Below are 26,336 nucleotides of genomic sequence, written 5' to 3' on the forward strand. Positions count from 1 at the left end.
TGACTTGATAATTATTTAGATTTGAGACCAGAATTGATCAAAAACTAGTTTTTATTGCACCTAATTTCTCAGTTGTACGGGCATGGCTAGGTATGTCATTTTTAAACCTCCTAGGGGTGTAAAAATTACTGGGGTGAGAGCTTGATTGAGGTGTACTTGAATTTCTGAAGATGGTAATTCTTTTAACCCTTCCATTAAGTATCTAATGTTAAAAGCAATTTCTAAATCTTCCCCGGATATTTGTGCGGGTATTGACTCTCTACCGCTACCCACATCTTGGGCTTCGCAGGATAAGGTAATTTCCTGGGCAGCGCTGTTAATGCTAACCTTGACAATATTATTCTTTTGGTCGGCGAGTACGGCAATGCGCTCTAAAGTGCTAACTAATTGTTTACGCTCGATGGTCAATTGACGCTCAAATTGGCGGGGAATTAGTTGACGATATGCGGGATATTGGCCATCTAGGGTGCGGCTGGTTAAGCGTTGATTTTGCCAAGCAAATACAACCTGACCTTGATCTAAGTATAGGGCGATCGCATCATCGGACACAGAATTATGAGCTAACATGCGTTGTAGTTCCCGTAAGGCTCTGGCTGGAACTGTCACCTCTAGCTGATGATTATCTCCTAGGGGACGCTCGTTAGTAGTTTCCACCACTGCTAGGCGATGTCCATCGGTAGCAGCAAATTCTAGGCTATCTTCTTTAACTGTTAAATGGACTCCTGTCAATACTTGCTTAGTTTCATCGCTACTGGTAGCAAATAATGAGCCTCTTAATCCTTCAATTAAGGAAGCGGTGGTAATTTGAATGGGTTCAGCGTTGTCAATAATTGGTAGTTCGGGGAATTCTTCAGCCCCCATGGCTCGGACTTGAAAATGTCCACTTTTGGGGGTGAGGGTGACACTTAAACCTTCTCCGGTAGCTGTTTCCGATTCTACGGCTGATTGATCATCTAGGGTCAATTCTCCTTCTGGAAGGCGTGAGGTGATGTCTACAAGTAGTTTAGCTGGTAGGGCTATGGCTCCTCCTTCCAATACCTCAGCATTAAAACTGGTACGGATACCCAAACTCAGGTCAAAGGCGGTTAAACTGACTTGGTTAGTTTGAGCATCTGCTTGGAGTAAGATATTGGCTAATACTGGATGAGTTGGGCGTGAGGGTACTGCACGGCTGACAAGTGAGAGGTTGGTACTAAGATCGCTTTGGGTGCAAACTAATTTCATAAAAATATTCCGTAAGTGGGAAATCAGAGCATCTGTCAATCTGGGTTGCTCTGGGTGGAAGTAGATAGAGACGCGATTGATTGTGTTTGTGGGTTGTTTATTTTTATCATCAAATCATAAATATTGATATGAATTGTGGAAATTGTGGAAAACTCCCTTAGAGGATGTTTGATAAGTTTTCAACAGGTAATTTTTATCTTAGGGAACACCGGAACACCGGAACACCGGAACACCGGAACACACAAAAAACAATCAAATCCAGTCCCCTCCCCTTACAAGGGGAGGGTTAGGGAGGGGTCAAATAATATTCGATACACTAATCATGACTTTCCAAACTCCTCTTAGAGGCTATTTGAAATAATGGTTTGGTAGGTTAGTATCTGTGGAAAACTTGTGGAAAAACCAGGAGGGTTTTCCACAGGGTAATTATACCTGACTGAAGTTTTTGCGCAAATCAATTTAATTTTAATCAGTTCTTATAGTTTCATTAATATTTTTTGTGAGCGGCTGAACAATTATGGCAGTAATGGTTGTGGAAAACAATTTTTTGCCGGACAGAGGATTTTGGCTAAGAGTTAACTGCTGATGACTCCGGGCTTTATTTTTGCTGTTTTCTGCTATTCATGTTGATGCGATCGCTCAATTGACCTAAGGTTGCTGCTAGGGTGCGATCGCTTTCTCGCATTTGGGCAATTTTATCACAACTATAAATTACCGTTGTATGGTCTTTACCACCAAATTCTTCACCAATTCTCGGTAAACTCAGACCAGTGTGTTGGCGCATCAGATACATCCCGATTTGACGCGCCCAACTAATTTCTCGTCGCCGGGAGTTACTTTTCAGGTCTTCAATGGATATACCAAAAGTATCAGCAATCACTGATAATATGCCCTCTGGGGTAGCTGCGAGGTTCTCCCTTTGTCGTTCTAAAACTGGTGTGATATTCTGCACAGTCATAGGTAAACCAGAAATAGAAATATAAGCCAGGGCCCGAATTAAAGCGCCTTCCAACTCACGAATATTAGAAGTATAATGGGAGGCGATATACTCAATGACATCCCTGGAAAGGGGAATATTTTCGTATTCAGCCTTTTTCTGGAGAATGGCCATCCTAGTTTCTAAATCTGGAGTTTGTACATCAGCAATTAAACCCATAGAAAACCTGGAACACAGACGCTCTTGTAGCTGAGGGATTTGATGAGGAGGGCGGTCGGAAGCAATCACAACTTGCTTCCCCGTCTCATGTAAAGTATTGAAAGTATGAAAAAATTCTTCTTGGGTATACTCCTTACCCTCAAGAAACTGAATATCATCCACTAACAACACATCGGCAGCCCGATAATGTTCCCGGAAACTCTGCATACTATCATTACGGATAGCTGTAATTAAGTCGTTAGTAAATTGCTCTGTGGAAACATAAAAGATTTTAGAACCTGGAGAAATGCGAGAGCGATAATGACCAATAGCCTGCATCAGGTGAGTTTTACCCAACCCCACACCACCGCATAGAAATAAGGGGTTAAACTCTTTTCCTGGGGATTCCGCCACAGCCAAAGCAGCAGCGTGAGCCATGCGATTATTAGCACCAACCACAAATCGGGAAAATACATATTTAGAATTTAAGTCTGTAGTGGGTTGCATTTTTGGCGGAACATTTTCAGAACTCTGGCTTTGAGTCAGTAATTCCCGAGTAAATTTTGCTTGTCCCCCGTCAGTGACTTCATTACCCTGAGCCTCCGTAATGTATATATCCACCTGATGACCCAAAATATCTTCGACTACATTAGCAATGGTGTTGATGTAATATTTTTGTAACCAATTACGAGCAAAGGGATTAGGAGTAATGATTACCAAGCAGTTATTTTCTAATCCCTCCGCGTGAGCAGTTTTTATCCAAGTTTCAAAGGTAGGACGGGATAATTCTAGCTGTAAGCGCTGTAATACCTGACTCCAGAGACTGTCAATGGGAATCGCCATTATTTACCACCTTTGCTACTAATGGTCAGAAAGCACTAATTTAGTATTGATCAGTTCTAGACGGCAAATGAGCTTTTGATTCGCCATCATTCACAGGACATACCCAGTAGGCAATATCCTACCACCCACTGACTAAAACGGAGAAACAAAGACAATGAAGATGAAAGTTCAAGCTATTATTGATACCTGGGTTGGTGCCTACAGGAGAGAATCAAGCTGTATGCTTCAGTTAATCCTAATCAGTGGGGTAGCAGTAGTGTCACTGGGTGGCTGCTCTTTTCCACCCACTAAAACCCTTGATGGTCAAAGAAATGATCCTCTGTCTCAGGTTGAGACCCAAAACATAAATGATCGCAGTCCGGCTGTGACTAACCCGGTAATTACCTCCTCATCGGGTGACAATCCTAACTTCGTTGTCGCAGTTGTACAAAAAGTGGGAGATGGCGTAGTGCGGATTGATGCCTCTAGAATAGTACAGTCTCGTGGTGTACCCAGGGATCCATTTTTACGCCGGTTTGCCAATTCACAACAACGAGTAGAGCGGGGTAGCGGCTCTGGATTTATTATTAATTCCTCTGGTAAAATTCTCACTAATTCCCATGTTGTAGATGGAGCTGATTCTGTAACTGTCACCCTCAAGGATGGTAGGACGTTTGATGGGAAGGTGCTCGGGGAAGATCCGGTTACAGATGTGGCGGTGATCAAAATTGAGGCTAATAATCTGCCAGTCTTACCTCTAGGTAACTCTGATACCTTAAAACCAGGAGAAGCGGTGATTGCTATTGGTAATCCTTTAGGGTTAAATAATACTGTTACCTCTGGTATACTTAGCGCTATCGGGCGTTCTAGTAGTGATATTGGAGCCAGCGATAAGCGGGTTGACTATATCCAAACTGATGCAGCTATTAACCCGGGTAACTCTGGGGGTCCATTACTCAATTCCCGCGGGGAGGTAATTGGTATGAATACGGCAATTATTCGCGGTGCTCAAGGGTTAGGGTTTGCTATTCCCATTAACACAGTAGAGAGAATTTCTCAGGAATTAATCGCTAAAGGTAGGGTGGATCATCCTTATTTAGGTATTCAAATGCTGACTTTGACACCGGATATTAAAGCCAGCATCAATCGAGACCCACGCAATGGCCTGAATTTGAGAGCAGATCAGGGTGTTTTATTAGTTGAAATTGTACCGCGATCGCCGGCATCTGTGGCGGGACTAAAATCTGGTGATTTGATTCAAAGCATTAATAACCAACCTGTGACTAAAATTGAAGAAGTACAGAATCTGGTACAAAATAGCCGAATTGGTATTCCTTTAGAAATACAGGTAGAACGCAATGGACAGCTGATATCACTAGAAGTTAGTCCAGCACCTTTACCAGCTAGAAGACAAGGTTAAATTCTTGCTTATGTCTGAACTAATACAAATTCTTCAACTAGGGGATCCCATACTCCGCCAAGAAGCCACTTGGGTTGAAAATACTCAAGATGAAAGTATTCAAAACCTCATTGACGACTTGACTGTCACAGTTACCCAGGCTAATGGTGTGGGAATTGCAGCGCCTCAAGTATCCGCATCCTATCGTTTATTTATAGTAGCTTCCCGCCCTAATCTCAGGTATCCCCACGCTCCGTTTATGCAGCCTACCGCCATGATTAATCCCAGAATAATTGCTCACTCTTCCGAAATGATTCCAGGTTGGGAAGGTTGTTTAAGTGTTCCTGGTCTTCGAGGGTTAGTACCACGATACCAAGCAATTGAAGTATCATATACTGACCGCAATGGCCAGTTACAAAAGCAAGAATTAACTGATTTTGTGGCGCGGATTTTTCAACATGAGTATGATCATCTCGATGGGGTGTTGTTTATTGACCGCATTGAGAATTACCTCAATATTATTACTGAGGATAAATACCAAAAAATGTTAATTAATCCAGCGGGTAGGGCTGAGGAAATCATCAACTAGAGATGAATCTGGATTTCATATCCCCAAAAAGTGATATTTTCTACCACATCTAAGATATCCCTCAAGGCAGAGATGGGATATTGTGGCTAAGGGTTATACTTCAATTAAGTAAATCTTCTTAATATCCTCATTAACAATACTTTACGTCTTCTCCCCAAACCTGCAACAAATCAAACTCTACCATCAGCAAGATGAGATCCCAATCCCACCCAGATTAAGCTAAAAGGCTTACCTATCATCTACGAGAGTTAACTAAATTATGGCACCTAAAATTATTAACTTTGTTGAAGAGGCTGGCACTCCTGGAATTATAGCCGGTATAGGGGCGGTACTCTTGGCACCTGTCCTCATTCCCGTTGTAGCAGGAATTGGTAAACCCATACTCAAGTCACTAGTCAAAGGTGGAATTGTCGCCTACGAAAAAAGCCGCGGAGCATTTGCAGAAATGGGCGAAACCTGGGAAGACATTATAGCCGAGGCTAAGGCTGAAATTGCCGAGGAGAGAGAAACACCCGTATTTGAAGCATCTGCTGAGAACACAGCAGAACATGGCGTATAAATCAGCAAGTAAAAGTTCTTTCTCCACGCGTAGTTTGTCTTACGGAGGACTTCAGTCCTCAAAATCAATAGGAGCAACGCAGGAATTGGCTATCAGACTTTTCTTGCGTTGGTGATGAGAGGATTAAAGTCCTGACTACAAGCAGAAATATAATTCAGGAGGGCCACTGTGTGTTGACAAATAGTTATAATAATTTTACCAAGATTATCAAAATTTTGCAACAGGCAAGTTTCAAAACCACACATCAACCTATATCCACTAAAATCATTAGTGAAACTCACGGAAGACTACGGTTGAGAATTTCTCCTGTTCATCGTCATCCTCGAGAAATGCAACGTATTGCTAATGTGCTCCAGACACAGCCTCATGTGACTCAGGTCAGGACTAATATTAATTCAGGTAGTATAATCATCAACCATGATGGCAAAAATGCGGCTTTAGAAAATGTGCTAACTACACTACTAGATTTAGGAGTAACTTTTGCTGATGTTACCGAGGGGAACTCGGAAGCAGCAGAAGATATGAAAAGCACAATTATTAACTTAAATAACCGGTTTGAGCGCGCCACTGGTGGCGAGGTTGATTTGCGCGTTCTGTTTCCCCTCGGACTGAGTATTCTGGCTATTAGACAAGTTATGGTTAAAGGTTTAGAACTGGAAATTATTCCTTGGTATGTGTTGGCTTGGTATGCCTTTGATAGTTTTCTTAAACTCAACAGTAACAGTCAAGTGCTGCTTAATAGCGAACATTAGGCGGTGATATCTCGGTCAAGTCAACTATAAAGTTGGGTTGCAGGTGGAAAATCCATCAACAACCCAAATTACATTCATTTAACTAAATATCCGGTGTTCTAGGGAAGGCATTTGACGGCGGACTTGTTCCAAGCGAGACGGCTTAATTTCCGCGATCGCAATTCCCGGTTGTTCACCAGCATCAGCCAAAATTACTCCCCAAGGGTCGATAATCACAGCGTGTCCGTGGGTGTGGCGACGGCCGTAGTTATTGCCAGTTTGAGCGGGTGCAATCACGTAAGCGGTATTTTCAATTGCTCTTGCTTGTAATAATACTTGCCAGTGGTCTTTGCCAGTAAAAGCAGTGAAAGCAGCAGGTACAAACATCACATCTGCTCCCTTATCCGACAGATGTCGGTACAATTCGGGAAAACGGACATCGTAGCAAACAGAAAGTCCTATATTACCGAGTTTTTCCGAGAAATATACTGAGGGTAGTTCCTGACCAGCTACAACGGTGCTAGATTCTCTATAGGTATTACCATCGGGGACATTAACATCAAATAAATGTACTTTATAGTAACGTAAGAGTTCTTCACCGCTAGGGTCTATCAGGACAGTAGTGTTATATACCTTGCCAGTATTTTCCACAGGAAGGGGAAAGCTACCGCCCAAGATGGTAACTTGGAAGCGCTGGGCCATTTTTCTGAGAAATTGTGTAGTTTCACGGTAAATCTCGTCTGCTTGTGCGAGTTTGTCTTTCTCTTCTCCCATAAAAGAAAAGTTTTCTGGTAACCCGACTAATTCCGCACCTCGACGCACAGCCAGATCAATTAGTTCTTCTGCTTCTATTAAGTTTTTGTGTAAGTTGGGTACACTACTCATTTGAATAGCAGCTGCTAAATAAGACTTCATTTAAAAACCTCCAGAAAGTTACAAAGTCAGGATGATCAATCCTGAGAGGAAAACAGACACGGTAAATTGGTAAAATTGATATACCATATAATTGGCTAAAGTAGGCGGTTAGCTCGCCCCCTTGTACCGGTAGCTACGAAGTGTCACCTATAAGTCATTAATTTATTTCATAAATAGATTTAGATATTATTTAAATCTACTAACGTTATGCCATAGTATGTGAGGATGACAACAACTATTCAACCATTAACGCATAAAAAATGGGCTCAGGCGATCGCTCAACCGGGGAAAGAATTTCCCCTCACTCCATTACCCATTCTCTCCGGCCAAGTCCCTGAAGGCCTACGCGGTACACTCTACCGCAATGGACCAGGAAGGTTAGAACGTGGTGGTGTTCATGTGGGACACTGGTTTGATGGTGATGGCGCAATTTTGGCGGTTCATTTTACCGATGCTGGTGTTAGCGGAGTTTATCGTTATGTGCAAACTGCGGGCTATCAGGAAGAAACCGCAGCGGGTAAACTGCTTTACGGTAATTATGGCATGACGGCACCCGGTGCAATTTGGAATCAATGGCTCAAACCAGTTAAGAATACTGCTAATACTTCGGTTCTAGCATTACCTGACAGACTTCTAGCACTTTGGGAAGGTGGTCATCCTCATTCCCTTGACCTCCAAACTTTAGAAACACGCGGTTTGGATAATTTAAATGGTCTGAACCAGGGACTAACCTATTCTGCTCATCCCAAAGTTGATCACCAAACGGGGGAAATTTTTAACTTTGGTGTCATTCCGGGACTCAGTGGAACCTTAAATCTTTATAAGAGTGACTTAACTGCGAAAATTATTCAAAAAGCTGAAGTCCAACTTCCTGGTATTCCATTAATCCACGATTTTGTTTTAGCTGGACAATATCTAATATTTTTTATTCCACCACTACGGTTAAATATTTTTCCTGTGGTTGCTGGTATCAGCACCTACAGTCAGTCTTTCCAGTGGAAACCAGAATTGGGTACGGAAATTTTAGTAATTGACCGTGAAACCTTATCTTTAGTCAGTCGTGGAGAAACCGAACCTTGGTATCAATGGCATTTTGCTAATGGTTATGTAGATGTTAGTGGTGATGTGGTGGTAGATTTCGCCCGCTATCAAGATTTTAACACAAATAAATATCTGGGGGAAGTGGCTACAGGTAAAACCCTCACAAGTGCTCAAAGTACCCTGACGCGAATTCATCTGCAACCCCAAACAGCTAAGGTGACATCAGTTCAGAAACTAATAAACCGCAGTTGTGAGTTTCCTCATGTCCCTAAGACAAATTTAGGGAAACTTTCACGTTATATCTATATGTCCTCACACCGGGAAGATACAGATATTAGTCAAGAAATATTAAATACTATCGGCCGTTTTGATCACCGCACTCAAACCTTCACTGAGGCTAATTTACCGGAAAATTGCTATCCGTGTGAATCTTTACCTGTGGAAGATGCACACAACTCTCAGCAAGCTTGGGTGTTGACAGTGGTTTATGATGGCAATTCTCATAGTAGCGAAGTTTGGATATTTGATGGCGATCGCCTAGATACAGAACCGGTTTGTAGATTGGGATTACCCACTGTGATTCCTCATGGCTTTCACGGTTACTTTCAAAATGCTAAGTAGAGACCTGAAAACTTTAGAAATTCAAAATATCCAATGATTGAGCGATTTCTAAATCTGAAATTCTAGCACGAGCATCTTTAAGAGCTTCTAGTTTACCTTCTCGCCTATAAATATCTACTGCTTTGCAAAAATCATCAATTGCTAGTTGTTCTTTTCCTAGGTGAGAATAAACATTACCACGGTTATAATAGGCGTGAGCATAATTACAATTAATCTTAATGGTCTGAGTATAATCCTCAATTGCTCCCTCGTAATCTCCTAGATCATAGCGAGCATTACCACGGTTATAATAAGCATCTACATAATTAGGATTAATCTGTATAGCCTCAGTATAGTCGGCAATTGCTCCTGAATAATCTTCTAAATCCGCACGAGCGTTACCACGATTTTTGTAAGCAACTGCATCTTGGGGGTTAATTTTAATTGCCTGAGATAGTCCCTGGTGATATTCTATGAAATAACGTGCAATCCCTTGGTTTTTATAGGCATCTGCATAATCAGGGTTAATTTTAATTGCCTGAGTGTAATCCTCTATTGCTCCCTGATTGTCTCCAATGTGAGAACGAGCTTCAGAACGATTTTTATAAGCAACGGCAATATAAGGATTAATCCTGATAGCTTGAGTATAATCCTCAATTGCCTCTGGATAATTTCCTAGTTGATAATGTGCTAAACCTCTTTTATGGTAAACCTTACTATCATGAAAGTTAAGCTGGATTGCTTGGGAAAAATTCGCAGTTGCGGCGGCGTATTCTCCTAACTGATAGTAAGTTAAACCTAATTTGTAATAACTTTCGCCATCAGCTTTTATTTGTAATCCTTCTTGATAGTGAGTAATTGCTGCTTCGTATTCACCGATATGAAAACAATCATCACCTAGTTTAATATAATCTTGACTTGAATTTTGATTCATATATTTTAATTGATTAAAATTACATGAATTACCTGGAAATTGTAATGAGTGTGAGTATTGAAAATTAGGAGTTTTTCTGAACTGTTCTAGATAGCAGAATAAACCACCTCCATATAATAACTGGTTGATGCCAAAAGAAATTTTACCAGTTTTTAACTTAATCATTTTGGTTGGCAGAAATCCAGCTAAAAACAGGTGATAATGTGGTTGTGCTTCGTTGACATCCTCTTGAATTAAAACGCAAACTATAACTGTATTTTTGGCAACTTCTTCAGAAGTAACTGACCATCTAACCTGACTAATACTACCATGACGGGACTTGACCTCAATGCCGATTTTTGAATCAGAAGTTAAAGTAAAATCAACATTACCATCACCGCCGAATCGGGTTTCATAATCGACTTCTGTAATCAAATCAGCTAAACGTTCTTTAACAACTTCTTCCCCTAGTTTTCCTTTAAGATTGTTAATAAAAACGTCACGCACTGAGGAAGTCCGTTTATATTTTTCAGCCATCAGCCAGCAAAATTCTCGTAATATCTTTAATCTTTCCCCGGAGATGACAGTTAATTCACTATATTGACCTGGTATTTCACATTGAAGTAAACAACCCGATGTTAATCTGTTAATAAAGTCGGACTGTAGCGATCGCAGTAGTGTAATCCAATCCATGTATCATTCTGCGAATCTGGTGATGAAATTATTGTATGAAAATTTAGAACTAAAGTAAACCTCTGAGGGAAAAGTGCTGAGTGTTCAGCACTTTGATGGATAAGTTTTAATAAGTCATGTCCCAGGGACGTGTTTTTTGTTGTGACCAATCCTCACCCAACTGGATAGTAACATCAGAATCAATAATACCAGTGCTTTCTATGCGTACTTCCCCAAATCCCAAAGCATCGCGAATTAACTGTGCATTCTCAATATCTCCTTGCTGGGCGATGATATTAGTCACCTTCAGGGATTCCCGCCAAGGTGCAGATATATAAACCCGGCGATATCCGAGTTGTTCTAAATCTCGGACTACAGAAATCAGTTGTGAGCGATCGCTACCTGTACTATCTTGAACATAAACTCGCACAGAACGATAATCAACCTCTTGGAGTTCACGAGTTAATTCGACACCAAAATGTTGAGACATCATTCTAGAAATACCAGTTTCGTCTGGTATCCAATAGCTAGCCAGATATTCACCGGGTTGGCTAAAGCGACCTGGTAACATGAACATATGCATATTAGGACGGTTGACTCGCACACCAAAGCCTGCTAGTGCTAATAATTCTTCAATTGTTAAATTGGTATCGATATTTTCTTTGACCAGGTTGAGAATTTTGGGTAATTGGGTTAATGTTACAGGGTTAAGAGTCTGGTCTATCAAAGCTCTGATGACCGTTTGTTGACGCTGAACCCGGCCAATATCTCCGAGTTCGTCATGGCGAAAGCGTAATAGCTGCAAAGCCTGCTCACCGTCAAGATGCTGTTCACCAGCCTTTAAATTAATATATAGGCGTTGAGAGTCATCTTGGTATCGCAAATCCTTGGGAACGTTGACTGTGACTCCACCCAAAGCATCGATCAGTTTACCAACACCCAGAACATTAATACGGATATAGCGGTCAATTGTTATATCACCCAGAAGTTGACTAACACTTTGAGCGGTTAAAGCTGGGCCCCCATCAACATTAGCAGCATTGAGTTTTTTCTCTCCATACCCAATTACTTCTGTAAGAGTGTCTCTGGGGATTGAGAGCATAGCTATTCTTTTTGTAGCGGGATCAAATTTGATCAAGATCATGACATCAGCCAGCCCATCAAAAGAATTTACCTGGGGTTCATAGCCCAGATGCTGCAATTCGGCCGGAGGATTAATTAAATCCGATGGGAGGACGCTCATCCCCATCACTAACAGATTCACAGGGCGAGTTAATTCCGAGAATCGTAACCCACCGCCAGAAATGCGATCTGTATCAAAAACCGCTTCTTCTTGGGGGCTTAACTGTGCTTGCTGCAATGGGCTACTAGTAAGGGAAACCGCTAACATCGCCCCTACTGTTGCTGAGACCATAGCAATACCACTCATACCCAGCCAGAACAACACCCAACCTCGATATTTACGGCTGTGGGAATTTGGTTTTTTTGATTTGATCGCCTTGGCTAATTGCTTTTGTTTTGCCGAAGTTCTTTGACTGGTCACAGACTTCCTCACACTTACTGCTCATTAAACTCTGTAAATTTTCTGACTAATTAATATGCAACGAAACTAACTCATATAAATACCTACTACCTGGTCAACTCAGTCAACAAACCTACGGACAGGGATACCGGTATTCACCGCAGGGAAATGCTACTTTTGCAATAGAGCAATAGATATAATCCCAGTCAGTAACTTTCCTTATATATATTAGTCCCTGGCCTACCTAATTCATAATGTCTTGACCTTACCCAAAGACTAAACAAATAGTCTAGAAATGTGTCCGCACCCGGAGGGCATTCTCAATGGAATTAGTACCGCAAAGCACAAGTCAAAAGTTCAAAGGTTTTTATTTTAGGACTTTCGACTTTTTTTAAATGGTATACCTATTTACGCTGTGCCGAACTAATTCAACAGGTAAGATTTGCTTCTTAGCCCCTCAGTTCCGTGAGGGCTGAATTATTGACATAACTTAACGTTTAATTAACCGTACTAAGTTGTGATGGTTGTGTTAACAAGAACACTTATAGGATTTCTCATTTTTTGGTGGCTAATCCGGAGATAATTAATTGAAGTATGACAACAATCAGTTAGTTTGACCAGACCTGATCAGAGATCATCTGCAATTGGCGAAAAAATCGGTGAAAATACTCGTCAAATGTGGGCTTCATAGCAGGAATGAAGAGGATTGCTTGCCCAATAGTGGGTCAGCAAAACTACTGAACCCTGATTCCCGGTAAGATGTTCGCTGTATGACCTGAACGGTCTTGTAGAGGTAGATGTATATTGATTTTACTGGGAATTCTCAATTGGTTCAAGATTTTCCATAAGATTGAGTCTGATCCTAAACTAGAGAGATGAAATGCGATGATGTAATTAGAGATAATAAGCTATAGAAAAAGATTTGATTTAGTTCTATCCCGCAATCGGCTAAAGATGCAGACACGCAAGCTACTCAACTGGTGGCAGACATTTACACCTATAACGCGCCTGGGGGCGATCGCGTTATGCGCCCCACTTTTGGTTCTCAATGGTTGGGCGATTTCGGCAATTTTCCATTATTTCCACTCCCTCATCGTGATTTTGGTGGGAGCCTCAGTACTAGCATTTCTGCTCAACTATCCCGTGAGCTGGATGGAGCGTCAAGGTGCTAGGCGAGAACAAGTTGCTATTTTAGTTTTTTTGTTGGCCTTATCGGTACTATTGGCCCTGGGTGTTACCCTGTTTCCCCTAGCTCTCACCCAAGCCCAGCAATTAGTGGCGCGATTACCAGAGTTAATCGACTCTGGACGTTCTCAGTTGATGATGTTAAATGAGAAAGCAGAAACCCTGAATTTACCAATTAATCTTGATGCTCTTGTTGTCCAAATTAACGATCGCGTCAAGAGTCAATTACAACAAATCGCCGGACAAGTGTTAAATCTAGCTGTGGTGACATTCACTAGCCTGCTAGATTTTCTTTTAACCATGGTTTTGACTTTCTATCTTTTGCAGCATGGCGGTGAACTTTGGCAGAGTTTAGTAGAGTGGCTACCTACCAAGTTTCGCGAACCTTTCTCTAAAACAGTACGCCTGAGTTTTCAGAACTTTTTTATCACCCAACTGATTTTATCTACCTGTATGGCATCAGCCCTAATTCCCACGTTTTTGTGGCTAAAAGTGCCATTTGGGTTGTTGTTTGGCTTAACTATTGGCATCATGGCTCTTGTACCCTTTGGTGGTTCGGTGGGTATAGCCCTGACTACTTCCCTAGTAGCGCTGCAAGATTTCTCTATGGGAATCAAGGTGGTCATAGCCGCGGTAATTGTGCAGCAAATTTTGGAGAACTTAATTGCACCCCGAATTTTAGGTAGTTTTACTGGTTTAAACCCAGTCTGGATACTGATTTCTGTGCTCACAGGGGCGAGAGTTGGTGGACTTTTAGGGGTAATTGTGGCAGTACCAACGGCTGTAATTATTAAGACGGCTTTAACAGCCCTGCGTCCCCAGGGTTTAAACGGTGAAATCGAAGAGAAAGCTGCACACGTTCTTACAGAAAAATCACTAACACCTGAAACTAACAATGGTCTAGGTGTTTCCGAACCGACATTACCGTAGTGGTGAGGAGTGTTTTATATGGTTACTGAGGGTCAGTAATGACACCCATAAACAAAATGCTCCCTGTTTGATGATCTCGAATAGCACAGAAAAAGGGACGGTCAACAATCATGCGGAAAGGTTCCGGTTTTTCTCTAAAAGCTGTTGCTACCATTCCTACTGATGTGGCGGCGCTGGCTTCTGTACCTTCTTCGTTGACTTCGACAAATGTTTTATGTTTGACCTGACTAATTTTGACATTATTACCTATACCGGAAAAGTTGGCTTGATTGCTAAAAGCTTCTGACATCCCTAAGGCTTTGAGCGCATCATTGAGTGTTACATCATAATCTGTTCTGAAGCGGGGTAAGCGAATAAATCCATCCCGTTTTCTTAACTGAGAAATCCATTTTTCCCAGTTGTCAAAATTCAAGTTTTCATAAAAGTTTGGGAGGTCAGATTCCTGCTTGGGTAAGAAGATATAAAAGCTGATTTTGCCATCTTCGCCATAAGGTAAACTCACCGCCTGAAACTGGTCGTTTTCATAGTATCTATATTCCCCTGTTTGCGACATCATCGGGTGTTGCTTCTGTTCACCAGATATTAATCTAAAAGGATGTTTGGCAGTTTGTGATTTATCAAACTTACTACTCCATTGCCCTTTAAAATATATGGCATTAATCAGAAACAATACCTGCTCAGGTGGAATTTGCTCGACTATTTTGGTGATTTTTCCCCGGGTACTGTCTTCAACCCACTTATTGATAGTATTGGCAGATGCGCCATCTTCAAAGTCTAATTTTTTGACCGGGGCTTTGTATAGGTTCTGGATACTTTGGATAAAATTCGGCTGCAATGTAGCTTGTTGATTTGCCCATAGTGAGTTAGCAATCGTCAGTTGCACTTGGGGATCAGGATTTTCTAGTAACCCTTTTAATGTGGCGTAGGCTGAGTTAATTTCTGGTAGACTCATGCCCTGTAATTCTAGGGTTTTAGCCATTTCCTGTTGAGTGGAACCACTGGCGCCATTATATGCCATGGACAGGGCGATGGCTATACTTGAAGGTGATAGAAAAATGTTATCTTCACTACTGTTTTTTTGCAAAATTTGGGAAAACAGTTTGAAGCCAAATCTATTATTAGAATCTACAAGTTTCTGATCAGAGATTAATATTTTTTTGGGTAAGGGAGTCTCGGAATAATGTAGATCAGATTGGGTCGGGGAATTTGTACTCCCACTTACTTGAGAACAACCCAAGACACTGAACAGGACAACACTAGCTGCCGCCAAAACGTAACGTCTCCCTAGACTTACACCATAACGTCTTTGTAGGAATGTTGTTGCCACACCACTTAGTTTTTGCCGATTCATTCTGCCACCTAGTTTACCCAACGTTTTTCGCAGTCGATCCAAAATTGAGGCTCAATTATGTTCCGATTGCTTACTATTGCATTTAGAACCATTAAAACTACAGACGGTTACAGTTTTAGTAACAGTCAAGGGAATAGGGAATGGATATCTGCCTTTTTTATAAAGTCAACGGATAAACACAGATATCAATCTGTGTATTATTATACTTTTTAAGCCAGGTTATTCAAATGATCAGCAGCACTCAATGGCTGAGTTAGAAAAAGTATTTCTGCCTGATTTTTTTGTATATGTTCTTGATCCTTAGTTTGAGTAACCGAGTTTTTGATAAGTCTTTGATATTGGGTGAAAAATTAATTTTATTGTCAAAGAATTCGTTTAATTCTTGCAAAATAATTTGAAATCTTCTGATAATATTTTCCCTGCGATATTGGGCAAAAAATTCTTCAGATAAGTTGATAGTTTCTGATGATTTCAGGGAATTTATAACGCGTTGCAGGTCATACTCTTTGGAGTAGCCGGCGATTTTATAGCAATTAAACCCAGGGTCTAAATAATCTGACAGTCCACCGTTGATACTAGAAAATACCTGACAGCCACAGGCAAGAGCTTCCATGGGTTGTAGTCCAAAGCCTTCACTAACGAACTGTTGCGCCCAATATTCGGCAGAGTCATACAGGTAAATCTTTGCCTGGTTAAATAGGCCGGGTAAGTCTTCTACATAAGAGTCAACTAATTTTAGGTTACACTGTTTCTGCAAAGCGGGGATCAATTCTTGCATTAAATACTCAGAAGATTTTCGGGCTTGAACTAAAACATCAATGTCCCGCTCTAAATGTAAATTTTGAAATTCATTACTAATTTGATTGGGCAAATAATAAATTAAAGAATTAGGGGACTTTTGCCCCCAATATCCCATAGTGTTGCGGCTGACTGTGATGATGGGAATACTAGCAGGTAGGCGAAACTTGTAACCGGCACTATGGGCATGGTAGATAACGTTATATTGCTTGAGTTTTTTGGCTAGCTGGGGTACATCAAATCCCCAGCTAATGACAAAAATAGCCTGATCTAAATTTTTTTGGGTGAGCAGATCATCGATAAACAGTTGGTCTGTTTCTCTTTGGCGATAAGTGACGACATCAGCGCTACAGATTTGCTGCGCTAGCTTAACTGTTTTTAATTCTGCCCAAAGTCCACCACAGGCAAATTTGCCATAAGTACCAGGAACTAAGAAGTAAAGCTTTCTCATGATTAATTGTTTATTCTCGCCAGCTGACTTTGACAAAATGTCCCGGTCTTCCCCAAAGGTCACGAGTCAGAGTAATATTTTCAATTGTGAGGTTAAAGGGGATGGCGGTGGTGAGATAGCGCTGTGCTATGGAACCTAAATTAGGTGCAAGTTCTGCTGCTGTGGTGGCCGCGAGTCCTAAACCGATTAATTGCTCAATGGGTCGGAATGGTAGTAATAGATTAACACCCACAGCTAGGCTGGCTGTCAACAGCATTGCTACTGATGCATTTGTGCCACAACGGGGATGCACGGCTAAATCCCATTCACCATTAATCAGACGATTTAAGCCGAGTGTGACCGCCCGGCGCAAATCACTGATATTCACCTCACCATAAAGGTAAAATCCTTGTTCTGTAGACAACCCGCCTAAGAGTTCGTTGTCTACTTGCACTTTTTTTGGTCCGCTTTTAGCTTCACTCAGAACCCAGACAGTAGCATGTTCTAGGGCGTGAACTTGTCGCAGCAGGATTATTTCTTTTAATCCTGGGATGAATGATAGCTGTCTGAGTAAGTCAGCATCTTGTGTTGGTTGGGGGGCGGTAAAGTCAAAACTAAAAAAATCAAAGGTAGGTGAACCACCTGGAACAGAAGCTGAAGTATGCATCAAAAGACTGCTCTCCTAGCTGATGGAGCAATATAGATTTTTTAAATGTAACCCTTGAGGCTGTGGATTATTGCTAATTTTTGTTGATGACAATAGGAATTTACGCTGGAGATCCACCTGAATGCAAAGGCGTGAGGAGAATGAAAACTAGTACACACCCAGCAATGGTTTAATCGTTCTGGATAGGTAAAACACAGCAATTAACGTCATGCAAGCAGATTTTACCCCACTGCAAAGCCCATCGGACCAGAGCCACTCGGTTTTCCGTTTGGGTTTTGGTGAGAATATTGCTGATATGGTTATCAACTGTGCGTTTGCTAATCTCCAGTTTGATTGCAATATCTTGGTTAGTTAAGCCAGCGGCCACTAAGTCGATAATTTGCAATTCTCTGTCTGACAGACTAACAGGGGTCTGAGACTCGCCACCAGCCATAAGTTTTTCTATCCTCCCTTGGTATATGTACTTAATCCTCTTTTAATTCTAGAAGATTCTTTTGTTTAGAGGGGTTTTAAGTTATGGGAGACTATATTTTCTTTAGATTTATATTCAATAATTATATGTAACTATTTTAACTTAATTAAATAGATAGATATGTAAATATATTTATATAGTAGCAGATATGTCTCTGGTTAAATTAGCAAAAATGCCATTTTTCTGAGTCAAAGAGTGGAGACAGATTAGTGAAGATTGTTTTATATTTTATACTATAGTTAGCAAATCCTGGCGGTTTTAACCGCTGGAGTGGTCACTGATTTGAGTCAACCTATCCCTGAACTCTCAGGTTGAAAGACGCCGTCGTTTTCCACATACCAGATATTTATATGAGCAATCCCCGTGTTTTGTGCGTTGGTGAAATTTTGTTCGATTGTTTAGCTGACCAATTGGGGCTAAAGCTAGAAGAAGTTCAGTCCTGGACTCACTACCCAGGGGGTGCGCCGGCTAATGTGGCTTGTGCTTTAGTAAAATTGGGCACTCCCGCAGGTTTTATTGGCGCTGTTGGTGAAGATGAACCGGGGAGTCAGTTAGTGAAGCTATTAGCAGAGATCGGTGTCGATACAACAGGGGTACAACCCCATTCTACAGCACCAACGAGGCAAGTTTATGTGGTGCGAGATTTGGGGGGCGATCGCAATTTTGCGGGATTTGGTGAGTATGACACCTCTGAATTTGCCGATACCCGCTTACAAGCTCAACAATTACCAGAGTCGCTGTTTACAGAGGCGGAGTTTTTGGTATTAGGTACCTTAGAATTAGCCTACCCTGAAAGTGAGCGGGCAATTCACCGGGCTTTGGAATTAGCAGGACAATATGACCTGAAGATTATTTTGGATGTTAACTGGCGACCTGTGTTTTGGCAAGATGCCAATGTGGCTCGCCAAAAAATCCAGGATATCTTAAAGCAGGTTGATTTCCTCAAACTCTCTAAGGAAGAGGCAGAATGGCTGTTTAATACCACTGACCCAGGTGCAATTACTTACCGTCTGGCTTCCGTTGAGGGGGTGCTGGTAACAGATGGAGAAAATGGTTGCGCCTATTGTTTGGGTGAAAATGAAGATAGGTTACCTTCTTATCCCATTCAGGTTGTGGATACAACGGGCGCAGGGGATAGTTTTTTAGCTGGATTTATCCACCAATTGGGTCAACATGGTATCCAAAGCTTACAGGATGGCGAAACAGCCAAAAAGGTTGTTGCTTATGCTAATGCTGTGGGGGCCCTGACTACTATTAAACCGGGTGCGATCGCTTCTCAACCCACTGGGGCTGAAGTTGAGGCTTTTCTAGCTTCCCATCAAGTTTAGGAAGTAGTACCAGCTGGGATATCAGCGATAATGGGCTGATACTCCTGGCCGGAAAATGGACGAAAATTTTCTGGCCATTCCGCGGTGACGTTGCACAATAACCGCAGTTGAAGTGGAGTTGGTGCGGGGTTGACCCGTTCAACGTGTACTTTTACAACTTGTGGATTTTTGTTTCTCACTTGAAGAATATCATCCACAAGATAGCGGGGACAATAACCTACGATGTGATGCTCCCTAGTGCATAAAAGTAACGCCTTTGGATCATAGGGATTTTGAAAGTCGTGAGCTAAATATAAAAGTTCCCTAGGTTGTAGTTGATTAATTCTTTCAGTTGCACAAGTGGGAAGATGTCTGAGTCCATGTGCAAAAAAATGAATATGGTATAAATTATTTTGATCTGGTTGTGGAGCGGGGAAAACTTCAAATTTATCTGTTACTTTCCTTCCCCCGCTCCGAGAAAGAATGGTAATGGGGTCATCTTCACCTTCTGGAATATTCAGCCATTCAATATAATTTTTATAGTCGGGGCGGGAGCGTCGCATTAATCTGTTAGAAAATAATGGAAACAGTTCCACTGATGTGTATACTTGATTAAAATCTGGGAAAGAAAGTAATCCAGTAAATCCGCAGTTATTTTTAGCTGTCAATGCACCCTTTGTATATAAGAACTCGTACTTTCTACCGTCAAAAGTTAAACGTCCAATGGGAAACCAAGCTCTAGTGTGGGTGTCTTGCCAAGCTAAAAATAATGTTTTCATATTCAGGTGTCTAGGAGTTGTACCAGTCTTTTGTGATTAAATTCCAAGATTTTTTGTGCAAATTCAATTGCTATTGGCGATATGCGATGAGATGGTATGCGCTCAAAGAGCATTGACGTATCATGACTGGACACTCCCGCTAATTTTTCTAACCATAACCCAGCAGCTTTTGGATAAAGTTGTTGGACTTGATAAAAAGCATCAAAAGTTCTGAGGGGTTTTTGCCCTCCATTACTAGGGTAAATCAAAGATGTACACTTTTCGGCATAATCTACCACAGAAGATTTATTTTTCAGCTTCTCTTCTCTTTTTCCATCAGACATTTCCCTACCCAAGCTAGAAGCATGGTCATAACTTGGTGCCAAGTGCATCTTATCGCCTAAATTTATGTATGCCCAGTTTTCGTGATGTCTGTCTGTATTTCCTATCCAAGCATCTAAGAGTAAATATCCCACGAAAACCTCCATGGCACGGTTAATTCCTGCTGGTAGTACCCAGTGAATCGGTGAATTTACGGAACCACCTTCAAGAGCATGGGATATATTATGAATTGTGTGTTGAGATAAGTCTCGGCAATTTTGTGGGTATCCAGGTACTATTGGCGCTAGAATCTCATTTCCTAAGGTAAGAATTCCAGCTTCCGGCAAAAACGAGGGGCTAATAACGCCATTGTCACCATTGAATGTGGCTAACTCATAAATAGCATGGGGTAAGTCTAGCAAACTGCACAACTCAGATGCTATCTTCTCTGACCAGTCTTCGCCTGTGTTTTGTCTAGTTTTTTTGTAGAGATAATTGACATTATCATGGCGGCGGAACCAGAATTTTTCTTTGGTTCCTAAATCTTCATCAGCTTCAGGGGCATCGGGTAGGATGTCAATGATGGGAAATGGTTCTTTCATGCTAAAAATGATCTAAAGCCCAATCACTGTTTTCAGGTTCTCGACAATTAATTGGGGTGGCTCAGAAATATCTACACAAATAGCGTCATCAGGCTCTTCTAGGGTCTCTAACTGACTGTTGAGGAGTTTTTCGGACATAAAATGATTTTGTCGCCCTAGGAGCCTTTGCTGTAGTAAGTTTAAACTGCCTTGGAGGTAGACTAGTTGCATGCGATCGCTATCTAATAGTAAATATTGGCGATAGTCTGCTTTGAGCGCCGAACAGGCTAAGACTACATTAGTATTTTGTTGTAACCACACAGCGATCGCTGTTTGCAAGTCTTTTAACCAAGGCTTTCTATCGCTATCATTGAGGGGGATACCCAGGCGCATTTTCTCAATGTTCGCTGTGGAGTGAAAGTTATCCGCGTCTTGAAATTCCCAGTTTAAGGCATCGGCGAGTAGTTTACCAATGGTGCTTTTACCGGAACCGGATACACCCATGATAATAATGATCATTTTTTTAACGCAGAGGGACGCAAAGTTAGTTAAATGCTCAGTTTTGCTAAACCTAGGTAGCGTACGCCTTCTGGTGAGATGTCAAAACGACAGGGTAATACTTCTAAACCCTGATGTATGGCATGTCTTAGGAGTCTACCATATATTGGGTCTGTTACATCCCCGGGGGCAAATTCTGTACAGTCCCCCCGGTTGATGAAGTACAACATGACTGCGCGGGTTTGGGGGAGGAGTGCTGTTAGTTCGCGTAAGTGTTTTTGTCCTCTGGTGGTTTCGGTGTCAGGAAATATTGCTCGGGTACTTTGGGACCAGGTTGTGTTTTTGACTTCTAAATAAATTGGCGGTTGTGGGTCTTTACCTGTGAGGTAGAAATCTACCCGGCTTTTTTTATCTTGTCCATACACTACTTCGCTTTTAATTTGGCTATAATCTCCTAGTTGGGGGAATAGATGTTTTTCTAAGGCTAGTTTAACTATACGATTGGGTAAGGCTGTATTTACTCCTACCCAGGTGGGTTCAGTATCATGTACCTGAATTAATTCTAAGGTGTAAGCTAATTTGCGCTTGGGGTTATCACTTTGAGAAAGTTGTACTTTACTCCCGGTGGTGGAGACTCCTGTCATTGGCCCTGTGTTGGGACAATGTGCGGTGACTATTTCCCCGGAGTCAAGTTGAATGTCCGCAAAAAAGCGCTTGTAGCGCTTTAGTAGTGTTCCTGAATATAAAGGTGGATAGCGGTAAAGCCAGTCAATCATGATCAAATCTGTTTACTGTTAAGTAATATACAATGATTAACTGCTGATGGAATTATGCAACAGGTTGATTTCATATTTAACATCATAATATAAGTGGAATGTTTATCTGGTTAGGTGATTTATGAGTAATGAGTTTTATCACCGGGGACTAAAAAGGGCTGAGGAAAAAGACTACTCTGGTGCTATTGAGGAATTTACTAGTTGTTTACAATGGGTCCCTGATTTTGCGGATGGGTTTTTACACCGGGGTCTGGCTTATTATAATTTAGGTGCGATTCATCAAGCAGTTTCTGATTATACTGAATGTATCCGGTTGAATCCTGGGGGTATGGAGGGGTATTATTGTCGGGGATTGGCTAGGGTAGTACTGAAAAACTTACCGGGGTCGCTGGAAGATGTGGATCAGGCGATTCGCCTCAATGTTAATTATGCACCTGCTTATCAATTGCGGGGAACAATACGGCGCAAGCAAGGTTTTATTCAAGATGCGATCGCTAACTTTAAAAAAGCCGCTGAATTATATTTAGCACAAAAAGACACCGCTAGCTGTCGGCTGTGTATGCAAAAAATTAAACAGTTACAACCAAAACCAAAACCAGATGTAACCTCAAGTAATTATACTAACGCTTATGCCCAAAAAATATTAGACTTATCAATCAACGGATATTTTACCCAGTTATTAGAAAAAGCCGAAAAGGGAGATACCACTGAGGCGATCGCTGATTTAAACTGGATATTACAAGCTGACCCCCAAGATGCTCAAGCTTATTGTTGTCGGGGGGTGGTCAGGTGTAAAATGGGCAATTATCGAGAAGCGATCGCTGACTTTAACCAAGCTATACAATTAAACTTCACAGATGCCATAGTTTATCGTAACCGAGGTAAAGCCCGTTCGCTGTTGGGGGACAATCAAGGAGCGATGGCGGATTTTAATCAAGCTTTGAAAATCCAACCCCAAGATGCTTTAATATATGTTGCTAGGGGTAACGCCTATCGATTATCTGGTAATTATCTGGATGCCATTCAAGATTACAACCAAGCATTACAAATTCATCCCCATTATGCACCAGCTTACTACAATCGCGGTATTGCCCATGCTTGCTTAGAAGAAATGCAAAACGCAGTTGCAGATTATCAACAAGCGGCGAGTATTTTTTGTGAACAGGAAGATTGGGACAATTATCATCAAGTATTGGAGAGGTTGCAAAAAGTCCAGACATCTAGACCGGAGTCGAAACAGCAAAACTATAATTTACTGCGTCAGCGACTGTTGCGACTGGTGGGGGGACATTGGGAAATCGCCCAAAGACTAATTGATGATAAACAGGAATACCTTCCGGGGATGTCTTATGAATGGTATTTACAACAAGTAATTGAGGATATAGAACGGGGACGAGGTAGGTGATGATTCTTAATTTAGAGGTTTTGATGGGCTTATTCCATATTTTGCAACCCCATAGCAATCTTACTGTGTTTCTCAATTTGTCCCATAACTTGTTTCGCCCTTTGAATGACTACATCTGGTAAACCCGCTAAACGTCCAGCTTCAATACCATAGGACTTATCCGCCCCTCCGGGCTGAACTTGATGTAAAAAAACGATTTGGTCGGGTAACTCCTTGACGGTGACTTGATAATTAGCCACATTGGGGAGAATACTAGCCAATTCATTTAACTCATGATAGTGAGTGGCAAAAATTGTCCGCGAGCGAATTTCTGTAGCTATATATTCCGCTACGGCCCAAGCAATCGAAAGACCGTCAAAAGTTGCTGTTCCTCGGCCAATTTCATCTAATAATACCAGCGATCGCGCAGTGGCATGATTGAGAATATTGGCGGTTTCATTCATTTCTACCATAAAAGTAGATTGACCTGTGGCCAAATCATCCACCGCACCCACACGGGTAAAAATCCGGTCGCATACTCCCAACTTCGCCAGGGTCGCTGGGACAAAACTCCCAATTTGCGCCATTAACTGAATTAACCCCACCTGACGCAAATAACAACTCTTACCACTTGCGTTTGGTCCGGTGAGAATAACTAAATCTGGTTTTTCCTCTAGGTGCTGGGTGGTCTGTTCTCTTCCTAAGTGGGTGGAGTTGGGGACAAAAAACCCTGCGGGTAAAGACTGTTCGACTACGGGATGACGACCATCCACAATCATCATCTCTCGTCCGGAAATCATCTCTGGACGACAATAACCTTGTTGTACAGCTAACTCAGCTAAACCACATAACACATCCGCTGCAGCTACAGCACGGGAAACATTGCGAATTACCTCCGCTTGTTCTCCCACATCTTGGCGCAACTGTACAAAAATCTCATATTCCAACTGGTTTAAATCATCCCGCGCTGTGAGTATGCGCGCTTCCCGTTCCTTCAGGTCTGGGGTGATGTAACGTTCCTCGTTGGTGAGGGTTTGCTTGCGGATATAATTATCAGGTACTTGGTCAGATTTAGACCGGGGAACACTAATATAATAACCAAAAGTTTTATTAAATCCTACCTTTAAGGTGGGGATTGCGGTTTTTGCTCGTTCGTCAACTTCTAAATTAGCAATCCATTTCTGGTCTGATTCTACCGTGGCTTTTCTCTCATCCAACTGGGGATTTATCCCCGGACGAATTAAGCCGCCTTCTTTAATATGTATGGGTGGTGATTCTACTATATGGGCGTGTAATTTTTGGGCTATTTCTCCCAAGACATCGGGGACTTTCTGTAAGGCTTTGAGAAAAGGCGATCGCGCATCAGCCACTAGGTAAGATAATTGGGGTAAGCGTGAGAGGGAATCGGCCAAAGCTGCTAAATCCTTAGCGTTAGCTGTTCCCGAAGCCGCCCTACCTGTCAGCCGTTCTAAGTCGTAAATTTGCCGTAACAATTGCCGCAAATCTTGACGCAGGGGTGTATTTTCCATCAATTCTTGGATGGTGTCTTGTCGCGCCCGAATGCCTTTAATATCAAGTAGTGGTTGCAATAACCACCGCCGCAAAGCCCGCCCCCCCATTGATGTGCTAGTTCTATCCAACGCCCACAGCAGGGAACCATGAAATGTACCATCCCGGACTGTTTGCGTAATCTCTAGGTTACGGCGAGTTTGATTATCTACAATTAAATAGTCAGTAATAGTATAAGTGCGTAACTTTTGCAGGGTAACGGGGTTGACTTTTTGCATATCTTCCACATATTCCAGCAGACCCCCAGCGGCCCGTACCGCTAAAGGAAGATGATCACAACCGAGTCCTTCGAGCGATCGGATCTTAAATTTATGCAATAATTTTGCTCTAGCTTCACCTTGGGTAAAGGGAGCCTGCGATCGCAGGCTATAACAAAATGATGGTGGTAAACATTGGGGAAGATGAGGCGAAGTTTCTCCGGGACGCAACAAGCTCCCTAAATCTGGGGCGTTAGTGGGAACCACCACCTCTGAGGGTTGCAACCGCATTAATTCCTGGGTGAGGTGTTCTAAATCACTCCCCTGAGTTGTGAGGAATTCCCCTGTGGAGATATCTGCATAAGCTAAACCCCAATGAGTTACCGCAATTACCACAGCAACTAGGTAATTATTGCGACGCGTATTTAACATTCCCTCTTCTAGCAAAGTCCCCGGTGTGAGGATACGGGTGACTTCACGCTTCACCAAACCCACTGCTTCCGATGCGTCTTCTACTTGGTCGCAAATTACCACCGCATAGCCTTTTTCTACTAACTGGGTGGTGTAGCGTTCCCAGGCGTGATGCGGTACACCAGTCATGGCTACGCGACCAACTTCGCCACCGTGTTTACTCGTCAGTACCAGTTCCAATTCTCTGGAGACTGTTACAGCGTCTTGGAAGAAAGTTTCAAAAAAATCTCCTACCCGATACAGTAGCAAAGCATGAGGATATTTATCCTTCATTTCTACATAGTGCTGGTACATCTTACTCAGCTTACTGCGGTCTGCTAATTGAGTATCAATCAGAGGCGCTGCAGGGTTATGGGGTTCCGTTAGTTGAGTGTCAGAATCAGAAGCAGTCATAGATGGTAGGTTATGCACGGACATTCCACAATATTTGATGATAACCTGATGTGGAGTTTAAGAGGCGATGGCTCAAACTTTTGTGATGTTTTCCGGCTATCTCAGCTGCACAAAAAGCCAGTAGAC

At 42.0% G+C, this 26,336-nt stretch carries 22 protein-coding genes; 8 read left to right on the forward strand and 14 right to left on the reverse strand.

Annotation, left to right across the window (positions count from 1 at the left end):
- Positions 1-60: 60 nt before the first annotated feature.
- Together dnaN and dnaA are read right to left on the reverse strand one after the other, a co-directional pair.
- Complete coding sequence (gene dnaN / locus PN447_RS15845) at positions 61-1,224, reverse strand: DNA polymerase III subunit beta (RefSeq protein WP_271763981.1); 1,164 nt, start codon at positions 1,222-1,224, stop codon at positions 61-63.
- A 598-nt stretch (positions 1,225-1,822) separates the two neighbouring features.
- Complete coding sequence (gene dnaA / locus PN447_RS15850; RefSeq protein ID WP_271763982.1) at positions 1,823-3,202, reverse strand: chromosomal replication initiator protein DnaA; 1,380 nt, start codon at positions 3,200-3,202, stop codon at positions 1,823-1,825.
- Positions 3,203-3,422: 220 nt separating this feature from the next.
- On the opposite strand from dnaA, the gene PN447_RS15855 reads away from it, so the two are divergent.
- From PN447_RS15855 to PN447_RS15870, 4 genes are all read left to right on the forward strand, one after another.
- Positions 3,423-4,601 carry an HhoA/HhoB/HtrA family serine endopeptidase gene (locus tag PN447_RS15855; RefSeq protein WP_271763983.1) on the forward strand — a complete coding sequence of 393 codons (1,179 nt, stop codon included), beginning with the start codon at positions 3,423-3,425 and terminating at the stop codon, positions 4,599-4,601.
- 10 nt (positions 4,602-4,611) lie between these two features.
- Positions 4,612-5,169 (forward strand): peptide deformylase, encoded by a 558-nt coding sequence (def, locus tag PN447_RS15860; RefSeq protein WP_271763984.1) that lies wholly within the window; start codon positions 4,612-4,614, stop codon positions 5,167-5,169.
- A 259-nt stretch (positions 5,170-5,428) separates the two neighbouring features.
- On the forward strand, positions 5,429-5,728 hold the full coding sequence (locus PN447_RS15865) for a DUF5132 domain-containing protein (RefSeq protein ID WP_271734283.1): 300 nt from the start codon (positions 5,429-5,431) through the stop codon (positions 5,726-5,728).
- Positions 5,729-5,898: 170 nt separating this feature from the next.
- Positions 5,899-6,480 (forward strand): HMA2 domain-containing protein, encoded by a 582-nt coding sequence (locus PN447_RS15870; protein ID WP_271763985.1) that lies wholly within the window; start codon positions 5,899-5,901, stop codon positions 6,478-6,480.
- Between the two features lie 78 nt (positions 6,481-6,558).
- Here the strand turns inward: PN447_RS15870 and PN447_RS15875 are convergent, their stop codons facing one another.
- The gene (locus tag PN447_RS15875; RefSeq protein WP_271763986.1) at positions 6,559-7,374 is read right to left on the reverse strand and encodes a carbon-nitrogen hydrolase family protein; all 816 of its coding nucleotides are present in this window, start codon (positions 7,372-7,374) and stop codon (positions 6,559-6,561) included.
- 225 nt (positions 7,375-7,599) lie between these two features.
- Here PN447_RS15875 and PN447_RS15880 point away from each other — a divergent pair, with 225 nt between their 5' ends.
- Positions 7,600-9,036 carry a carotenoid oxygenase family protein gene (locus PN447_RS15880; protein ID WP_271763987.1) on the forward strand — a complete coding sequence of 479 codons (1,437 nt, stop codon included), beginning with the start codon at positions 7,600-7,602 and terminating at the stop codon, positions 9,034-9,036.
- A gap of 13 nt (positions 9,037-9,049) precedes the next feature.
- Here PN447_RS15880 and PN447_RS15885 read toward each other — a convergent pair whose 3' ends face one another.
- Both PN447_RS15885 and PN447_RS15890 read right to left on the reverse strand, forming a co-directional pair.
- On the reverse strand, positions 9,050-10,621 hold the full coding sequence (locus PN447_RS15885; protein ID WP_271763988.1) for a tetratricopeptide repeat protein: 1,572 nt from the start codon (positions 10,619-10,621) through the stop codon (positions 9,050-9,052).
- A gap of 106 nt (positions 10,622-10,727) precedes the next feature.
- A complete protein-coding gene (locus tag PN447_RS15890; RefSeq protein ID WP_271763989.1) occupies positions 10,728-12,143 on the reverse strand; it encodes an LCP family protein in 1,416 nt (471 codons plus the stop codon).
- A gap of 933 nt (positions 12,144-13,076) precedes the next feature.
- Here PN447_RS15890 and PN447_RS15895 point away from each other — a divergent pair.
- Positions 13,077-14,237, forward strand: a complete 1,161-nt coding sequence (locus PN447_RS15895; RefSeq protein ID WP_271763990.1) for an AI-2E family transporter — start codon at positions 13,077-13,079, stop codon at positions 14,235-14,237.
- 22 nt (positions 14,238-14,259) lie between these two features.
- Here the strand turns inward: PN447_RS15895 and PN447_RS15900 are convergent, their stop codons facing one another.
- The 4 genes from PN447_RS15900 to PN447_RS15915 all read right to left on the reverse strand — a co-directional run bounded on the left by PN447_RS15900 (position 14,260) and on the right by PN447_RS15915 (position 17,916).
- Positions 14,260-15,588: a serpin family protein gene (locus tag PN447_RS15900; protein ID WP_271763991.1), complete on the reverse strand. Its 1,329-nt coding sequence runs from the start codon at positions 15,586-15,588 to the stop codon at positions 14,260-14,262.
- A 253-nt stretch (positions 15,589-15,841) separates the two neighbouring features.
- The gene (locus PN447_RS15905; protein ID WP_271763992.1) at positions 15,842-16,837 is read right to left on the reverse strand and encodes a glycosyltransferase; all 996 of its coding nucleotides are present in this window, start codon (positions 16,835-16,837) and stop codon (positions 15,842-15,844) included.
- Positions 16,838-16,847: 10 nt separating this feature from the next.
- A complete protein-coding gene (locus PN447_RS15910; RefSeq protein WP_271763993.1) occupies positions 16,848-17,483 on the reverse strand; it encodes a DUF6391 domain-containing protein in 636 nt (211 codons plus the stop codon).
- A gap of 169 nt (positions 17,484-17,652) precedes the next feature.
- Positions 17,653-17,916 carry a helix-turn-helix domain-containing protein gene (locus PN447_RS15915; protein WP_271731655.1) on the reverse strand — a complete coding sequence of 88 codons (264 nt, stop codon included), beginning with the start codon at positions 17,914-17,916 and terminating at the stop codon, positions 17,653-17,655.
- 389 nt (positions 17,917-18,305) lie between these two features.
- Between PN447_RS15915 and PN447_RS15920 the strand changes: the two genes are divergently transcribed.
- A complete protein-coding gene (locus PN447_RS15920; protein ID WP_271763994.1) occupies positions 18,306-19,283 on the forward strand; it encodes a carbohydrate kinase family protein in 978 nt (325 codons plus the stop codon).
- Here the strand turns inward: PN447_RS15920 and PN447_RS15925 are convergent.
- The 4 genes from PN447_RS15925 to sfsA are packed head-to-tail and all read right to left on the reverse strand — an operon-like array spanning position 19,280 to position 22,196.
- The gene (locus PN447_RS15925) at positions 19,280-20,041 is read right to left on the reverse strand and encodes an HIRAN domain-containing protein (RefSeq protein WP_271763995.1); all 762 of its coding nucleotides are present in this window, start codon (positions 20,039-20,041) and stop codon (positions 19,280-19,282) included. The two genes, PN447_RS15920 and PN447_RS15925, sit on opposite strands and share 4 nt — an antisense overlap.
- A 2-nt stretch (positions 20,042-20,043) precedes the next feature.
- Positions 20,044-20,943 (reverse strand): HipA-like protein, encoded by a 900-nt coding sequence (locus PN447_RS15930; protein ID WP_271763996.1) that lies wholly within the window; start codon positions 20,941-20,943, stop codon positions 20,044-20,046.
- 12 nt (positions 20,944-20,955) lie between these two features.
- The gene (locus PN447_RS15935) at positions 20,956-21,441 is read right to left on the reverse strand and encodes a gluconokinase (RefSeq protein ID WP_271763997.1); all 486 of its coding nucleotides are present in this window, start codon (positions 21,439-21,441) and stop codon (positions 20,956-20,958) included.
- 29 nt (positions 21,442-21,470) lie between these two features.
- The gene (sfsA, locus tag PN447_RS15940; protein ID WP_271763998.1) at positions 21,471-22,196 is read right to left on the reverse strand and encodes a DNA/RNA nuclease SfsA; all 726 of its coding nucleotides are present in this window, start codon (positions 22,194-22,196) and stop codon (positions 21,471-21,473) included.
- A 121-nt stretch (positions 22,197-22,317) separates the two neighbouring features.
- Here sfsA and PN447_RS15945 point away from each other — a divergent pair, with 121 nt between their 5' ends.
- On the forward strand, positions 22,318-23,601 hold the full coding sequence (locus PN447_RS15945; protein ID WP_271763999.1) for a tetratricopeptide repeat protein: 1,284 nt from the start codon (positions 22,318-22,320) through the stop codon (positions 23,599-23,601).
- 29 nt (positions 23,602-23,630) lie between these two features.
- Here PN447_RS15945 and mutS read toward each other — a convergent pair whose 3' ends face one another.
- Positions 23,631-26,210: a DNA mismatch repair protein MutS gene (mutS, locus tag PN447_RS15950; RefSeq protein WP_271764000.1), complete on the reverse strand. Its 2,580-nt coding sequence runs from the start codon at positions 26,208-26,210 to the stop codon at positions 23,631-23,633.
- Positions 26,211-26,336: the final 126 nt, after the last annotated feature.

It is taken from the genome of Anabaena sp. CS-542/02 (assembly GCF_028331085.1).
GTDB classification, from domain to species: Bacteria; Cyanobacteriota; Cyanobacteriia; order Cyanobacteriales; family Nostocaceae; genus Anabaenopsis; species Anabaenopsis arnoldii.

Coding starts and splice junctions, on each gene's coding strand:
- dnaN (WP_271763981.1), bottom strand. CDS start 1,224: ATGAAATTAGTTTGCACCCAAAGCGATCTTAGTACCAACCTCTCACTT.
- dnaA (WP_271763982.1), bottom strand. CDS start 3,202: ATGGCGATTCCCATTGACAGTCTCTGGAGTCAGGTATTACAGCGCTTA.
- PN447_RS15855 (WP_271763983.1), top strand. CDS start 3,423: ATGCTTCAGTTAATCCTAATCAGTGGGGTAGCAGTAGTGTCACTGGGT.
- def (WP_271763984.1), top strand. CDS start 4,612: ATGTCTGAACTAATACAAATTCTTCAACTAGGGGATCCCATACTCCGC.
- PN447_RS15865 (WP_271734283.1), top strand. CDS start 5,429: ATGGCACCTAAAATTATTAACTTTGTTGAAGAGGCTGGCACTCCTGGA.
- PN447_RS15875 (WP_271763986.1), bottom strand. CDS start 7,374: ATGAAGTCTTATTTAGCAGCTGCTATTCAAATGAGTAGTGTACCCAAC.
- PN447_RS15880 (WP_271763987.1), top strand. CDS start 7,600: ATGACAACAACTATTCAACCATTAACGCATAAAAAATGGGCTCAGGCG.
- PN447_RS15885 (WP_271763988.1), bottom strand. CDS start 10,621: ATGGATTGGATTACACTACTGCGATCGCTACAGTCCGACTTTATTAAC.
- PN447_RS15895 (WP_271763990.1), top strand. CDS start 13,077: ATGCAGACACGCAAGCTACTCAACTGGTGGCAGACATTTACACCTATA.
- PN447_RS15900 (WP_271763991.1), bottom strand. CDS start 15,588: ATGAATCGGCAAAAACTAAGTGGTGTGGCAACAACATTCCTACAAAGA.
- PN447_RS15905 (WP_271763992.1), bottom strand. CDS start 16,837: ATGAGAAAGCTTTACTTCTTAGTTCCTGGTACTTATGGCAAATTTGCC.
- PN447_RS15910 (WP_271763993.1), bottom strand. CDS start 17,483: ATGCATACTTCAGCTTCTGTTCCAGGTGGTTCACCTACCTTTGATTTT.
- PN447_RS15915 (WP_271731655.1), bottom strand. CDS start 17,916: ATGGCTGGTGGCGAGTCTCAGACCCCTGTTAGTCTGTCAGACAGAGAA.
- PN447_RS15920 (WP_271763994.1), top strand. CDS start 18,306: ATGAGCAATCCCCGTGTTTTGTGCGTTGGTGAAATTTTGTTCGATTGT.
- PN447_RS15925 (WP_271763995.1), bottom strand. CDS start 20,041: ATGAAAACATTATTTTTAGCTTGGCAAGACACCCACACTAGAGCTTGG.
- PN447_RS15930 (WP_271763996.1), bottom strand. CDS start 20,943: ATGAAAGAACCATTTCCCATCATTGACATCCTACCCGATGCCCCTGAA.
- PN447_RS15935 (WP_271763997.1), bottom strand. CDS start 21,441: ATGATCATTATTATCATGGGTGTATCCGGTTCCGGTAAAAGCACCATT.
- sfsA (WP_271763998.1), bottom strand. CDS start 22,196: ATGATTGACTGGCTTTACCGCTATCCACCTTTATATTCAGGAACACTA.
- PN447_RS15945 (WP_271763999.1), top strand. CDS start 22,318: ATGAGTAATGAGTTTTATCACCGGGGACTAAAAAGGGCTGAGGAAAAA.
- mutS (WP_271764000.1), bottom strand. CDS start 26,210: ATGACTGCTTCTGATTCTGACACTCAACTAACGGAACCCCATAACCCT.